Origin of the sequence: Streptomyces sp. B21-083 (assembly GCF_036898825.1) — a bacterium.
Classification (GTDB): Bacteria; Actinomycetota; Actinomycetes; order Streptomycetales; family Streptomycetaceae; genus Streptomyces.
Map to the genome: position 1 here is coordinate 2,838,692 of NZ_JARUND010000002.1, position 13,864 is coordinate 2,852,555.

Annotated in this window: 12 protein-coding genes and 1 pseudogene; 8 read left to right on the forward strand and 5 right to left on the reverse strand. The window is 71.1% G+C overall.

The genetic code is table 11. The annotated features are described in order from the left end of the window. Window positions 1-256 precede the first annotated feature (256 nt). Both QA861_RS36700 and QA861_RS36705 read left to right on the forward strand, forming a co-directional pair. Window positions 257-1,474, forward strand: a pseudogene (locus QA861_RS36700) (sensor histidine kinase); the annotation flags it as partial. Between the two features lie 497 nt (window positions 1,475-1,971). Then, a complete protein-coding gene (locus QA861_RS36705) occupies window positions 1,972-2,604 on the forward strand; it encodes a response regulator (RefSeq protein ID WP_334594960.1) in 633 nt (210 codons plus the stop codon). Between the two features lie 147 nt (window positions 2,605-2,751). On the opposite strand, the gene QA861_RS36710 is transcribed toward QA861_RS36705, so the two are convergent. After that, window positions 2,752-3,588, reverse strand: coding sequence for a hypothetical protein (locus QA861_RS36710; RefSeq protein ID WP_334593062.1), 837 nt, complete (start codon window positions 3,586-3,588; stop codon window positions 2,752-2,754). Next, window positions 3,588-4,133: a SigE family RNA polymerase sigma factor gene (locus QA861_RS36715; RefSeq protein WP_334593063.1), complete on the reverse strand. Its 546-nt coding sequence runs from the start codon at window positions 4,131-4,133 to the stop codon at window positions 3,588-3,590. The genes QA861_RS36710 and QA861_RS36715 overlap by 1 nt, the downstream gene beginning before the upstream one ends. A 225-nt stretch (window positions 4,134-4,358) precedes the next feature. On the opposite strand from QA861_RS36715, the gene QA861_RS36720 reads away from it, so the two are divergent. The 6 genes from QA861_RS36720 (at window position 4,359) to QA861_RS36745 (ending at window position 10,372) form a co-directional block, all read left to right on the forward strand. Then, a complete protein-coding gene (locus QA861_RS36720) occupies window positions 4,359-6,110 on the forward strand; it encodes an MFS transporter (protein WP_334593064.1) in 1,752 nt (583 codons plus the stop codon). Between the two features lie 168 nt (window positions 6,111-6,278). After that, on the forward strand, window positions 6,279-6,932 hold the full coding sequence (locus QA861_RS36725; RefSeq protein ID WP_334593065.1) for a class I SAM-dependent methyltransferase: 654 nt from the start codon (window positions 6,279-6,281) through the stop codon (window positions 6,930-6,932). 22 nt (window positions 6,933-6,954) lie between these two features. Continuing rightward, window positions 6,955-7,887: an N-acetylmuramoyl-L-alanine amidase gene (locus tag QA861_RS36730; protein ID WP_334593066.1), complete on the forward strand. Its 933-nt coding sequence runs from the start codon at window positions 6,955-6,957 to the stop codon at window positions 7,885-7,887. 149 nt (window positions 7,888-8,036) lie between these two features. Beyond that, window positions 8,037-8,885, forward strand: a complete 849-nt coding sequence (locus tag QA861_RS36735) for a hypothetical protein (RefSeq protein WP_334593067.1) — start codon at window positions 8,037-8,039, stop codon at window positions 8,883-8,885. A gap of 128 nt (window positions 8,886-9,013) precedes the next feature. Further along, entirely contained in the window at window positions 9,014-10,024 is a 1,011-nt protein-coding gene (locus QA861_RS36740; RefSeq protein WP_334593068.1) for an LLM class F420-dependent oxidoreductase, read from the forward strand. Window positions 10,025-10,078: 54 nt separating this feature from the next. After that, complete coding sequence (locus tag QA861_RS36745) at window positions 10,079-10,372, forward strand: hypothetical protein (RefSeq protein ID WP_319205236.1); 294 nt, start codon at window positions 10,079-10,081, stop codon at window positions 10,370-10,372. 101 nt (window positions 10,373-10,473) lie between these two features. Here QA861_RS36745 and QA861_RS36750 read toward each other — a convergent pair whose 3' ends face one another. From QA861_RS36750 to QA861_RS36760, 3 genes are read right to left on the reverse strand one after another with little or no spacing between them, the layout of a single operon-like run. After that, window positions 10,474-11,544, reverse strand: a complete 1,071-nt coding sequence (locus QA861_RS36750) for a prenyltransferase (protein ID WP_334593070.1) — start codon at window positions 11,542-11,544, stop codon at window positions 10,474-10,476. Further along, window positions 11,541-12,296 (reverse strand): class I SAM-dependent methyltransferase, encoded by a 756-nt coding sequence (locus QA861_RS36755; RefSeq protein ID WP_334593071.1) that lies wholly within the window; start codon window positions 12,294-12,296, stop codon window positions 11,541-11,543. The genes QA861_RS36750 and QA861_RS36755 overlap by 4 nt, the downstream gene beginning before the upstream one ends. Beyond that, the gene (locus QA861_RS36760) at window positions 12,290-13,822 is read right to left on the reverse strand and encodes a glycosyltransferase family 4 protein (protein ID WP_334593073.1); all 1,533 of its coding nucleotides are present in this window, start codon (window positions 13,820-13,822) and stop codon (window positions 12,290-12,292) included. Before QA861_RS36760 ends, QA861_RS36755 begins: the two co-directional genes overlap by 7 nt. Between the last annotated feature and the right edge of the window lie 42 nt (window positions 13,823-13,864).

The window sequence follows — 13,864 nt, forward strand, 5'->3', positions numbered from 1 at the left end:
CTCGCGGGACTGAGACCTCGGTACGACCGTCCGCACCGTCGGCCGTACCGAGGTCGATACGGGCCGATCTAGAACGCGTTCCAGTCCGGCGCCCCCTGTTGTATAGCCGAGCGGTCCCGAGTTGTGAATACTCCTGACGATGCGTCAGCTATGCGGTACCGGGCCGCGTGGCGCGCCGGGCCGGGACATTTGTCCTGCCGAAGTCCGTACATCGGCATCTGCCCCAGCACGACGATCGCTTCGTACGCTGTCGTCCATGTTCTGGATGCGAAAGACCGCCTGCCAGGTGGGCGAGTGGCGGGCCGAACGGGTGCGCTGGCGGGCGGACATGGAGCGGTACAAGGCCGCCCGGCGTGCCGCACGGAAGTCGGGTGTGCCGGAACCGGAGAACCCGGGGCCGCCACCCACCGGCTTCGCCCTGCTGCCCTGGCTGCTGATGGGTCTGGGCTCCTTCTCCAACCTCCTCCAGGGCCGGACCCCGCTGCCCTGGATCGGCGCGGTGGGTCTCCTCACCTTCAACTCCCTCTACATCTACGTCACGTTCCGCGCCTTCGTGAAGGAGACCCGGGACGCCCGGTCGACGCGGGTGGCGCTCCTGGTGATGGGCGCGGTGACGTGTGCGCTGGCGGTCGTGTACGGCGGCAGCTGGCTGTACTTCTTCCCGCTGCTCGGCCTGGCCACCGGCGCGGTGATGCGCGGCCCGTGGCTGGGCCGCACCGGACTCACGCTCACCGCCCTCGCGGCGGGCGTCTCCGCGGTGCGGGCCGGCTGGGACGCGCTGAACGTGGCGTACGGGACCTTCCTGTCGACGATGGTGACTGCGGCGATCCTGTCCCTGAGCGAGGCGGTACGTGAACTGCGGGCAGCGCGCGAGGAGTTGGCGCAGCGGGCGGTCGAGGAGGAACGGCTCCGTTTCTCCCGCGACCTGCACGATCTGCTGGGCCACACCCTGTCGGTGATCGTCGTGAAGTCGGAGGCGGCCCGTCGTCTGGCGCCCCGGAACATGGACGCCGCCCTGCTCCAGATCACGGACATCGAGTCGGTGGGCCGCCAGGCCCTGACGGAGATCCGCGAGGCGGTGACCGGCTATAGGCAGGGCAGCCTGGCCATGGAACTGGACCGGGCGGACTCGGCCCTGACGGCTGCGGCCATCACTCCGGCGATCCACCGCTCGGGCCCGCCCCTGTCGTCGGCGGCGGAGGCGCTGTTGGGGTGGGTGGTACGGGAGGCGGTCACGAACGTCCTACGGCACAGCGGCGCCACCCGCTGCGAGATCACGGTGGAGGGGGCTGGTACGGAGGGGGTCGGTGCGGTGGGTGTGGGTGTGAGCGGCGCGGGTGCGGAGGGCACGGGTGTGAGCGGCGCGGCTGCGGAGGGCACGGGTGGAGGCGACGCGGGGATGGGCGGCACAAGGGCGGGCGGCGCAGGCGCAGGCACGAGCGGCAACGCGGGCGGCGCAGGCACAGGCGGCGCAGGCGCAGGCACGAGCGCCAACGCGGGCGGCGCAGGCACAGGCGGCACAGGCGGCAGCGCAAACGCGGGCGGCACGAGCGCGGACGGCGCAGGCACAGGCGCGAGCCTGAACGCGGGCGGCGCAGGCACAGGCGGCACGAGCGGGGGCGGCGCAGGCACAGGCACGAGCGGCAACGCGGGCGGCGCAGGCACAGGCGGCACAGGCGGCCTAGGCGCGAGCGTGACCGCGGGCGGCACGGGCAAAGGGGTGCGCCTGAGAGTCGCCGACAACGGGACGGGCATGGCGGCGCCCATCGCGTCCACGCGGCCGGGTGTCGGCGGTACGGGGCTCAAGGGGCTGACGGAACGCCTCGCTGCAGTCGGAGGCTCGCTGTCGGCGGGCCCGATGCCGCAGGGCGGGTTCCTGGTGACGGCCGAACTGCCCGACCTGACGGTCGGGTCCCCGTCTCTCTCCCAGCTCAGCCCCCCTGTCCGCCCTACCCTTACCCCGTGAACGAGATGCCCCGGGATCACCGTCCCGCGAAGTCCATCAGAGTCCTCCTCGCCGAGGACCAGCAAATGATGCGAGGCGCTCTCGCCCTGCTGCTCGGGATGGAGCCGGACATCGAGGTCGTCGCCCAGGTCGGGGCCGGTGACGCGATCGTCGACGCGGCACTGCTCCACCGCCCTGACGTGGCCCTCCTCGACATCGAGCTGCCCGGCATCAGCGGCCTGGACGCCGCCGCCCTTCTCCGCGACCAGGCCCCCGACTGCCGGGTCCTGATCCTGACCACCTTCGGCCGCCCCGGCTACCTACGCCGGGCCATGGAGGCGGGCGCCGCCGGGTTCCTCGTCAAGGACGGCCCCGTGGAGGAGCTGGCCGCGGCCATCCGACGCGCGCTGACCGGGGAGACGGTCATCGACCCCGCCCTTGCCGCCGCCGCGCTCAGCGCCGGGCCCAATCCGCTCACGGGGCGGGAGTGCGACGTGCTGAACGCCTCGGTGGACGGGGCGACGGTCGCCGACGTCGCCGTCAAGCTGCACCTCTCCGAGTCGACGGTCCGCAACTACCTCTCGGCCGCCATCGGCAAGACCGGGACCCGCAACCGGACGGAGGCGGTGCGGGAGGCCCGGCAGCAGGGGTGGCTCTAGTGCGCGTCGGGCGCTCACGGCGGCCGGCAGTGCGATTTCGCCCCCGCCGCCCCTACCCGTCCCATCCTGGGGGCTCCGCCCCCGAACCCCCGGACGGGCTGGATGTGCAGCCCTCCCCTGCTACCTGTCCGCCGTCGTCCTGCCACCTCACTCAGTGACCTTCACCGACTTGGACCCCTTCCCTTCTGCCGCGAGGCAGACGAACCAGGCCGCCTGTGAACCCGCGACCGGCCTGATCACCGGGTCCGTACTGTTCCGCGCATAGTTCGCCGGGACCTTGCGGGCGACCGAGGTCGTGCCGTCGTCCCAGGTGCAGGTGACCGTCCGGGCCGTGGGGGCCACCCTGCCGATGACCAGGCGGTTCAGCGCGCCGGACTGGCCGGAGGTGTCCGGTTCCAGTGGGACCGCGGCCGACTCCAGATCCGTACCGGACATGCCGTCGGTCCTGTCGATCTCGCCCTGCATCACCGGCCTCTTCACGTCGTCGACGACCAGGTTGACGGCGAAGAAGCCCCTGCCCACCAGGTTCTTGGGGATCTTCGCGTACGGCGGCTTCACTCCGGACTCGGTCATGGCGTTGAACTGCCGCACTGCCTCCACCTCACTCCTCGGCGCTCCCCAGACGTCGATCGTGACCCACCACTCCCTCCTCCGGTCCGTGCCTTCCGCGACAGTGCTCCGCTGAGGCTCGTACACATGCCGTTCCTCCGCCGTCGGGGGCTGGATCGCCAACTGGACGACCTCGTCGCCGTTGCCGATGCCCGCGAGGGCCAGGGTTCCGGTCGACACGGCGATCACCAGGGCCGCCGCCGAGGCCACCGCCCAGCGGCGCGCCCTGCGGCGTCGGCCGCCTCGGACCACCGCCTGGTAGGGGGCTATGCCGATCTCCACCTCGTCCGCCGCGCCCGCCAGCAGAAAGGCGATGTCCGTGTGCGTGGTGTCCCCGTGTGCCATGTCCTGGTTCGTCTCCCGGTCCGCGCTCATCACTTCCGCCCTCCGTGTGTCACTGTCTCGGCCAGGCCCGGTATGGCGCGCAGCTTCGCGATCCCCTTGGCCGCGTTGCTCTTCACCGCGCCCACCGAGCAGCCCATCGCCTGCGCGGTCTGCGTCTCGGTCAGGTCCTCCCAGTACCGCAGCACCACCGCCTGCCGCTGCCGGGGCGGCAACAGGGCCAGCGCCGTGAGCAGCGCCCCGCGGTCGTCGGCCCGGGCGATGTGGTCGCCGGTGTCGGGCAGCTCGTGCGCCAGCCCCTCGTCGTCCTTCGGCGCCAGGAACTCCTTGAGTCGCCTGCGGTGCTTACGGGCATGCGCGTTGATCATCACGCGCCGCACATACGCCTCCGGGTCGTCGGCCGAACCGACCCTCCGCCAGGCCACATAGACCCGTTCCAGCGTCGACTGGACCAGGTCCTCCGCCCCGTGCTGCTCCCCCGTGAGCAGAAACGCCGTACGCATCAGCCGTGGCCAGCGGCCGATGACGAAGCTCTGGAACTCCTCGTCCCGGTCCGCTTTTCGATCCCGTTCCCCCATGAGCACCTCCTAGATGTTCAAAGGAGTCCACGAGCCGCCCGAACCGTTGCCCCGATCCCACAACATTTTCCGCGGCCGCCCCAGGACGACGGACGTGACGGCGGATCAGATCCCCATGAGCAGGTCAAGGATTAGTTAGTACGCCAAAACATCGGAATAGTTGCCCAGGCACACGGGTTCATCACCCACGTACCCCCGCTCGGATCCGCCTGGAGGCTCCACCCCATGACGCACACGACGACCGGCCGGCCCGCCGGTGAAACCGGCAGAACGGGCGGGGCCATCGTCCCGGTGCTCGCCTTCGCGGGCATTGTTGTCGCGGTCATGCAGACCCTGCTCGTCCCCGTCATCAAGGACCTGCCCCAGCTGCTGAGCACCTCGCCCAGCAACGCCACCTGGGTGCTGACCTCGACGCTCCTCTCCGGGGCCGTGGCCACGCCGATCATGGGCCGGCTCGGTGACCTGTACGGCAAGCGGCGCCTGCTGATCGCCAGCCTGTCCGTGATGGTGGTCGGCGCCCTGATCAGCGCGCTCACCAGCGACCTGCTGATCATGATCGTGGGACGCGCGCTCCAGGGCTTCGCCATGGGTGCCATCCCCCTCGGCATCGGTCTGATGCGCGACATGCTGCCCCGCGAGAAGCTCCCCTCGGCCATGGCCCTGATGAGTTCCTCCGTCGGCGTCGGCGGCGGTCTCGCCCTCCCCATCGCCGCGCTGATCGCCCAGCACTCCGACTGGCACGCCCTCTTCTACGGCGCCGCCGGCATCGGCGCCGTAGCGATCATCCTGACCCTGGTCGTCGTACCCGAGTCGCAGATGCGCGCCGAGGGCACCTTCGACGTGCTCGGAGCCATCGGTCTGTCCGCCGGTCTCGTCCTCTTCCTCCTGCCGATCACCAAGGGCAGCGACTGGGGCTGGACCTCCGGCACCACGCTCGGCCTGTTCGGCGCCTCCGCACTCGTACTCCTCCTGTGGGGCGTGCTGGAGCTGCGCCTGAAGGCCCCGCTGGTGGACCTGCGGACCACCGCCCGGCCCGCCGTCCTCTTCACCAACCTCGCCTCGATCATGGTCGGCGTCTCCTTCTACGTCGTCTCACTGGTCCTGCCCCAGCTCCTCCAGCTGCCGACCTCCACCGGCTACGGCCTCGGCCAGTCGATGGTCATGGCGGGCCTGATCGTGGCGCCGCTCGGCCTGACGATGATGTTCACGGCCCCCGTCTACGCCCGCCTCTCCGCCAAGTACGGGCCCAAGGTCACCCTGATCCTGGGCCTGCTGATCATCGCGATCGGCTACGGCGCCGGCCTCGGCCTGATGAGCGCCGCCTGGCAGTCCCTCGTCATCGCCGTGGTTCTGGGCGCGGGCATCGGCCTCGCCTACTCCTCGCTCCCCGCCCTGATCGTGGGCGCGGTCCCGGCCTCCGAGACCGGCGCGGCCAACGGCCTCAACACCCTCATGCGCTCCATCGGTACGTCGGTGTCCAGCGCCGTCATCGGCATGGTGCTCGCCAACACCGCGGACCATGTGGGCGGCGTCGCCATCCCCACCATGCACGGCTTCCGCGTCTCCTTCCTCATCGCCACGGGCGCGGTGGCGGTCGGCCTCCTGCTGGCCCTGTTCCTGCCGGGCCGGCGCCCTGCGAACAAGCCGCAACTGCGGGCCAGCAGCGAGGAGGACGCCGTCCTCGCGCGGGCCAACGAGGTACTCGACGCCGGGTTCCGTGGGCGCGTTCTGGACGCGGACGGCAGCCCTGTCGCGCGCGCCAAGGTCACGTTGATCGACCAGCGCGGTCGCCAGGCGGGGGCGACGCTCTCCGCGGACGACGGCAGCTATGCGCTCGCCGTGCCGACGCAGGGCGCGTACGTGCTCGCCGCGCGGGCCTCCGGCCATGGGCCGCTTGCCTCGTCCGCCACGCATGCGGGGGCGGAGGGAGCGGTCGACCTGGACCTGTCCCTGCCTGGAGAGACGGTCAGCGCGTAGGCGCTGCGCTCGCTTGGGGGGTGCGGGGTGCGTTTTTGACCGCGGGCCCGCTGTGGCTGGTCGCGCAGTTCCCCGCGCCCCTGGGTGCGTGCCCCCTGTCGTCCCCGCACCCGGGGCTGTAGGGCAACATGAGGGCCTCCGCACACCCGTACGACCGAGAGGAACCCCATGTCCGTGGCAGCGCCCAAGCCCGAGGTTCTGGCTGCTTTCGAAGCCGCCAAGGGGTTCATGCCCGTCGGGGAGGGGCTCGCCCTGTACGGGGCCGCCGTCGAGGCGGGGGTGCTCGGGTTGCCGTTGCTGGAGGTCGGGACGTACTGCGGGCGTTCCACGATTCTGCTCGCCGACGCGGCCCGCGCGGCCGGGGTCACCGCCGTCACCGTCGATCACCACCGGGGCAGCGAGGAGCAGCAGCCGGGCTGGGACTACCACGACCCGGAGACCGTAGACCCGGCACTCGGCGTCATGGACACCCTTCCGCTCTTCCGGCGCACGCTCCACACCGCCGGCCTGGAGGACCACGTCATCGCGGTCGTCGGGCGTTCGCCGCAGGTGGCGCGGATCTGGAACTCGCCGCTCGGCCTCGTCTTCATCGACGGCGGCCACACCGACGAGCACGCCACCGCCGACTACGAGGGCTGGGCCCCGCACCTCGCCGAAGGCGGCCTCCTGCTCATCCACGACGTCTTCCCCGACCCCGAGGACGAGTTCACCGGCCAGGCCCCCTACCGCGTCTACCTCCGCGCCCTCGCCTCCGGCGCCTTCACGGAGATCTCGGCGACCGACTCGCTGCGCGTCCTGCGGCGAACGGGCGCCGGGATCTGAGGCCACGGTTAGAGTCGCTGTCGTGTCGTACGCAGGCCCCGGCTTCGAGCCGTCCCAGCCCTCTCGTTCCTCTCGCGCCTCTCTGCGCCGTCCGCTGGCCGTCGCCCTCGCCGTGGTGGTGCTGGGCGGGGCGGGCGGGTGGTTCGTCTGGGAGGCCTTCGCCGACGGCGGCGGTGGTGACGGCAAGGGCAATTCGCTGTCCAGTGGCGACTACCAACCCCTGTCGCCGATCGGACCGCCCGGCCTCAGCACGCCCAGCGGACCCGCGGCTTCCCTGGCGGGCAAGGTCGTCGTCATCGACCCCGGGCACAACCCCGGGAACTTCAAGCACGCCGCCGAAATCGCCCGCAAGGTGAACATCGGTACGAACTCGAAGGAATGCGACACCACCGGTACCGCCACCAACAGCGGTTACACGGAGGCCGAGTTCACTCTCGATGTCGCGCGGCGGCTGCGGACGGTTCTCGAACAGCAGGGCGCGACCGTGAAGTTCACCCAGGACGGTGACCGGTCCGACTACGCCTTCGGGCCCTGCGTGGACGAGCGCGCCCGGATCGGGAACGCCGCGCACGCCGACGCCGTCGTCTCCGTCCACGCGGACGGGAGCGCGCAGGGCAACCGCGGGTTCCATGTGATCCTCCCGGGATCCGTGCACCAAGGGGCCGCGGACACCCGGCCGATCGTGGGCCCCTCCCGGTTGCTCGGCGAGCGCGTCAAGGCTGGTTTCGCCGACGAGACCGGCTCCGCGCCCTCCAACTACATCGGCGACGGCACCGGTCTCGACACCCGCACGGACCTGGGCGGTCTCAATCTGTCAACGGTTCCGAAGGTGTTCATCGAGTGTGGCAACATGCGCGACAGCAAGGACGCGGACCTGCTGACCAGCGGCACCTGGCGGCAGAAGGCCGCGCAGGGTATCTCTGAGGGAATCGTGAGTTTCCTGCGCGGGTCGTGATCAACGCGTGCATCCCGGCGGACAGTCCACATGAGCGGACGATAATGTCGTGCCCCTACGCACGATCGATTGTCGGCCGCCCGAGTACGGACGGCCGACCGACCGAATGACGACGTCGACACGACCTACGAAGGACCTGAGGACCTGAAGTGAATATCCGCTCCCTCACTCGAGGCGACGGCGTGGTGATCGGAGCAGCGGTGTTGCTGTTCATCGCGTCGTTCCTCGACATCTTCTCCGTCGACGGCGCCACGGGCCTCGACATGCCGAGCGCCTGGGCCAGTGGGCCGGTTCTGATGGGCGTGGTCCTCGCGGGCCTCATCGGTGCCGCGCTCGTCGTGGTGTCGCACGGTCTGCCGCAGGTGCCGAAGGTCGCGGGCATCGAGCTCGGCCAGTTCGGTGTCGCCTTCACCGTGTTCGCCGCCTGGAGCGCGCTCGGCAACGTCTTCGACCCGGCGGGCGGCATCGACAACGTCGGCAATAACGCCGGTTCGGGCCCGGACGCCGGCACCGGCCTGATCCTCGCCCTCGTCGCCACGGTCGTCATGGCGGGCGCCGCCGTGGCCACCCCCCTGGTTCCGGCCCTCAAGGGCGCCCTGATCGGCGCCCCCAAGCCGGCCGCCCCGCAGCCCTACGGCGGCCAGCCCTACCCCGGCGGCCAGCCCCAGGGCGGCTACGGCTACCCGGGTGCCGGCGCGCAGCAGCAGCCGTACGGCGGCCAGCCGCAGACCGGTCAGCCCTTCGGCGCCGGTGCCGGTGCGGGCGCCGGTCAGCCGCAGCAGGCGCAGCCGCCGGCTGCCGACTTCTCGCCGTTCTGGTTCGCCGTGCCGGTGCCGCGTGCGCTGTTCGCGGAGGACGGTTCGCCGACGCCGATCGCCGAACTGGCCCCCGGTACCTGGTACCTGGCCGTCGAGCAGCGCGGCCAGGGCCTCATCGCCCAGACGCAGGACGGCCGTCGGGGCGTTCTGCAGGACACCTCCGGCATCCAGCGCGGATAACGCCGTCGGACGGACAACACCGTCCGCGGGATACGTCGGCTCCGGCCCCTTGCCCTTCCGGGCGAGGGGCCGTTGTCGTACAGTCGCCGCCAGCGTCACCATAACTGACGGACCGTCAGGAGGCAGGCATGCGGCTCGGTCTCGCGCTCGGCTACTGGGGTCGTGGTCCCTCGCCGGACCATGTACCGCTCGCTCAGGAGGCCGAACGGCTCGGCTACGACTCGGTGTGGACCGCCGAGTCGTGGGGGTCGGACGCGTTCACCCCGCTGACCTGGATCGCGGCGCAGACGTCAAGGATCAAGCTGGGTACGGCGGTTGCCCAGATGGCGGCCCGCTCGCCGACGACCACCGCGATGCACGCCCTCACCCTCGACCATCTCTCCGGCGGACGCGTCATGCTCGGGCTGGGACTGTCCGGCCCGCAGGTCGTCGAGGGCTGGTACGGGCGTCCGTTCCCGAAGTCGCCGCTGACCGCCACCCGGGAGTACGTGGATGTCGTACGCCAAGTCCTCAGGCGCGAGGCTCCCGTTGAGCTGAGCGGGCGCTACCACCCCCTGCCGTACGACGGTCCGGACGGCACCGGTGTCGGCAAGCCGCTGAAGTCGATCACCCATCCCCTGCGCGCCGAACTCCCCGTGCTGCTCGGTGCGGAGGGGCCCAAGAACATCGCCCAGACCGCCCGTATCGCCGATGGCTGGCTGCCCCTGTACTGGTCCCCGCTGCGGGCCGGGGTGTACGAGGAGCCGCTGAGCGGTGCCGGGGAGGGGTTTCTCGTCGCGCCGATGGCGCAGGCCCGCGTCTGTGCCGACGTCTCCGAGGGGCTGTTGCCCGTGAAGACGATGCTCGGCTTCTACATCGGCGGGATGGGACACGCGGCCCGCAACTTCCACGCCGATCTGATGGCGCGCATGGGATACGAGGAGGAGGCCCGGCGGATCCAGGAGCTGTTCCTCGCCGGGCGGCGGGAGGAGGCCGTGCTCGCCGTGCCGGATGCCTTCGCCGACGAGATCTCCCTCGTCGGACCGCGTGAACGCATCGCGGAACGGCTGGAGTTGTGGCGCAAGGGGCCGGTGACCGACCTTCTCGTCCTCTCCCCCGACCCGCACACCCTGCGGGTGCTCGCCGAGCTCAACTCCTGACGGCAGGCTGACGGCGTTTGGTTTCGTCCTGGATTCCGGGGCAATCCGAAGGACATGTCCCCCGCATATCACCGTGGTGCCAATCAGGCCGGGACGATCATCGCGATCGTCGCCGACATCATGGCCGTCATCCTCGGCCTCTGGATCCTGATGTACCTGTTGGACGCCAACCGCGCGAACGACTTCGTGCAGGTCGTCCATGACGCGGCCGCCTGGCTGGCAGGCTGGTCGCACGATCTCTTCACCTTCGACGAGCAGTGGGCCCGGGTCGTCGCCGGCTACGGACTGGCTGCCGTCGTCTACCTGTTCGTGGGCCACGCCATCGCCAACCGCATCAACCGCCACTGAGAGGCCGGCCCGCACCCAAAGGGGCGCGGGGAACTGCGCGACCAGCCACAACGCACCCGCACCCGCACCCGCACCCGAAAAGTACAACTCCCGCCGGGCGGTCAGCTGCAGCAGTCGGGGTCCAGTCCCGTCGGCAGCAGCTCGCCGCCGAACACCGCGCAGGTCGCCTCGTGGCCGCCGAGCGCGGCGACCGCGAGGAGCAGTGAACCCGCCGTCCAGGTGGTGAGTTCGCGCGGCCAGATCGCCTCGGCGTCGAACACGTAGCCCGTCCAGTACAGGCCGCTCTCCTCGTCGCGCAGGTGCTGGATCGACTGCAGGATCTCCAGGGCACGGTCGGACTCACCCACCGCCCAGAGCGCCAGGGCGAGTTCGGCCGACTCGCCGCCGGTCACCCACGGGTTGGGCACGACGCAGCGCACCCCGAGGTCGGGGACGACGAAGCGGTCCCAGCCCTCCTCGATACGGGACTTGGACTCCGGAGCCGTCAACGCGCCGCCCAGGACCGGGTAGTACCAGTCCATCGAGTAGCGGTCCTTGTCGAGGAACCGCTCGGGGTGCCGGCGGATCGCGTGGCGCAGCGCGCCCACCGCCAACTCCCAGTCGGGCTGCGGCTCTTCGCGCTCCTCGGCGATGGCGAGGGCGCAGCGCAGCGCGTGGTGGACGGACGAACTGCCCGTCAGCAGACCGTCCTTGACCTCGGTGCCGTCGTCCTCGCGCTTCCACCCGATCTCACCGCCGGGCTGCTGCAGCTGGAGGACGAACTCGACGGCCGCGAAGACCGTCGGCCACATCCGGTCCAGGAAGTTGTCGTCGCCGGTGGAGAGATAGTGGTGCCAGACGCCGACCGCTATGTAGGCGACGAAGTTGGTCTCCCGCCCCCGGTCGGTGACGGCGTCCGCGTCCCCGTCGGAGTACGCGGCGTACCAGGAGCCGTCCTGGACCTGGTGGGCGGCCAGCCACAGGTACGCCCGCTCGGCGGCCTCGTGCTCGCCGGCCGCGTCCAGGGCCATCGCCGCCTCGGTGTGGTCCCACGGGTCGAGGTGGTGTCCCCGGAACCACGGTATGGCCCCGTCGTCCCGCTGCTCCGCGAGGATCCCGCGAACGGTGAGGGCGGCCTGCTCGGCGGTGAGGACCCCGGGCAGGACGAGGTGTTCTGTCCGGGGGGTCGTCACTTGGCGGCCACCTCGGCTTCGGACTCGGAGAGGCTCGGGAGGTGCGGCTTGGTCGCGTAGGCCACGAAGCTCTTGCCGATCAGCGGGTTCAGCGCCTGCTCGGCGACCCGGGTGGCCAGCGGTTTCTTCATGATGTCCCAGACCAGCAGCTTGTGGTAGGCGCGCACCGGCAGCACCTTGTCGTTGTCCACCCCGAACGCGCACTTCAGCCACCAGTACGGGGAGTGGAGGGCGTGGGCGTGGTGGGTGCCGTAGGGCGTCAGTCCCGCTTCCCGGATCTTCGCGAGCAGTTCGTCCGCCTTGTAGATGCGGATGTGGCCGCCCTCGACCTCGTGATAGGCGTCGGAGAGGGACCAGCAGATCTTCTCGGGCCCGTAGCGCGGCACGGTGATCGCGATCCGGCCGCCGGGCTTCAGCACCCGGACCATCTCCGCGAGTACGCCCTTGTCGTCCGGGATGTGCTCCATGACCTCGGAGATGATCACGACGTCGAAGGACTCGTCGGGGAACGGCAGGGCCAGGGCGTTGCCCTCCATGGCCGTCGCGGTGGCCCCGGCGGGCGCCTCGCCCGCCTCCTTCATCGCCGCGAACCACTTGGCGACCTCGCGGATCTCGTCACCGTTCTGGTCGAGCGCCACGACCTGGGCACCACGCCGGTAGCACTCGAACGCGTGCCGCCCGGCTCCGCAGCCGAGGTCCAGAACGCGGTCGCCCGGCGCCAACGGGAACCGGGTGAAGTCGACGGTCAGCACGAAGTCCTGCTTTCGCGGTCGGGGAATTCGAGTGGGGGAACGGCGGAAACCGTGGTCACGGAGACGGGCCCTGCGACGGTGCCGTCGGCGGGGCCGGGCGCGGCCTCGGAGCGGGCCGGAGCCGGGGACGCCGAGCCGGCCGGAGCCGCGGGCGCGGAGCGGCGAGGAGGCCTCGGCGGCGTCTGCCCGGCCGCGGAGCGGGCTACGGCCTCGCGGTAGTGGGCTGCTGTGCCCTCCGCCGCTCGGGCCCAGGTGAAGCGGGACAGTACGCGTTCGCGGCCGGCTCGGCCCAGGCGTGCTCTCAGGTCCGGGTCGGCGAGGAGGGTGGCCAGGGCGGTGGCCAGGGCTCCGGGGTCGCCCGGTGGGACCGCCAGGCAGGTTTCGCCGTCGGGGCCGGCCACCTCCGGGATCGCTCCGCCGGTGGTGGCGACCAGGGGTGTCCCGGTGGCCATCGCCTCGGCCGCCGGAAGCGAGAAGCCCTCGTACAGGGACGGTACGCAGGCGATCTCCGCCGAGCGCACCAGGTCGACGAGTTCGGCGTCGGAGATGCCCTTCACGAACTCGACGGCGCCTTCGAGGCCGTACCGCTCGATGGCCTGGGCGACGGGCCCGTCCTCGGCGCGCTTGCCGACGACCACGAGGTGGGCGGCGGGATGTTCCGTACGTACCTTCGCGAGCGCCTCGACGAGGAACACCAGCCCCTTGAGGGGAACGTCCGCGCTGGACGTGGTCACGATGCGGCCCGGCACCTGGCGTACCGCCGGGTCGGGTGAGAAGAGGTCGGTGTCCGCGCCGATGTGCACGACGTGGATGCGCTCGTCCCGTACGCCGAGATGGTCGACGATCTCCTGACGCGAGGTGCCCGAGACGGTCAGTACCGACGGCAGGCGGCGCGCCACCCGCTTCTGCATGCGGGTGAAGCCGTACCAGCGCCGTACGGACATCCGTCGGCGCCTGCTGTCGGCCGCGTCCAGGTCCAACTGCCGGTCCACGGTGATGGGGTGGTGGATGGTGGTGACGAGCGGCGCGCCGATGTCGCCCAACAGGCCGTATCCGAGCGTCTGGTTGTCGTGCACGACGTCGAACTCGCCGCTGCGGGCGCGCAGTTGGCGGCGAACACGCAGGGAGAACGTGAGCGGTTCGGGAAAGCCGCCGGTCCACATCGTGGCGACTTCGAGCGCGTCGATCCAGTCGCGGTACTCGCCGCGCCCCGGAGTGCGGAAGGGGTCCGGCTGGCGGTACAGGTCGAGGCTGGGCAGCTCGGTGAGGACGGGGTCGGGGCCGGCTGCGAACCCCGCACGCCCGTCGCGGCCGTCGAGCACGTCCAGCACCGGGTACGGCTGGGAGCCGATGACCTCGACGCGGTGACCGAGCCGGGCCAGTTCGCGGGACAGATGGCGTACGTAGACGCCCTGTCCGCCGCAGAACGGGTTCCCTTTATAGGTCAGAAGTGCGATGTTGAGCGGTCGCTCGCCGTCCGCCGCAGGATCCCCCGGAGGGCCTGCCTCGCTGGCCTCGGCCGTCACTCCCGGCCCCCTTCTCCCCACGGTTTCCCGCGAGACTACGAC

Excerpts from the sequence above, each read along its gene's own strand:
- QA861_RS36705 (WP_334594960.1), top strand. The coding sequence starts at position 1,972 with ATGCCCCGGGATCACCGTCCCGCGAAGTCCATCAGAGTCCTCCTCGCC.
- QA861_RS36720 (WP_334593064.1), top strand. The coding sequence starts at position 4,359 with ATGACGCACACGACGACCGGCCGGCCCGCCGGTGAAACCGGCAGAACG.
- QA861_RS36740 (WP_334593068.1), top strand. The coding sequence starts at position 9,014 with ATGCGGCTCGGTCTCGCGCTCGGCTACTGGGGTCGTGGTCCCTCGCCG.
- QA861_RS36725 (WP_334593065.1), top strand. The coding sequence starts at position 6,279 with ATGTCCGTGGCAGCGCCCAAGCCCGAGGTTCTGGCTGCTTTCGAAGCC.
- QA861_RS36715 (WP_334593063.1), bottom strand. The coding sequence starts at position 4,133 with ATGGGGGAACGGGATCGAAAAGCGGACCGGGACGAGGAGTTCCAGAGC.
- QA861_RS36710 (WP_334593062.1), bottom strand. The coding sequence starts at position 3,588 with ATGAGCGCGGACCGGGAGACGAACCAGGACATGGCACACGGGGACACC.
- QA861_RS36745 (WP_319205236.1), top strand. The coding sequence starts at position 10,079 with ATGTCCCCCGCATATCACCGTGGTGCCAATCAGGCCGGGACGATCATC.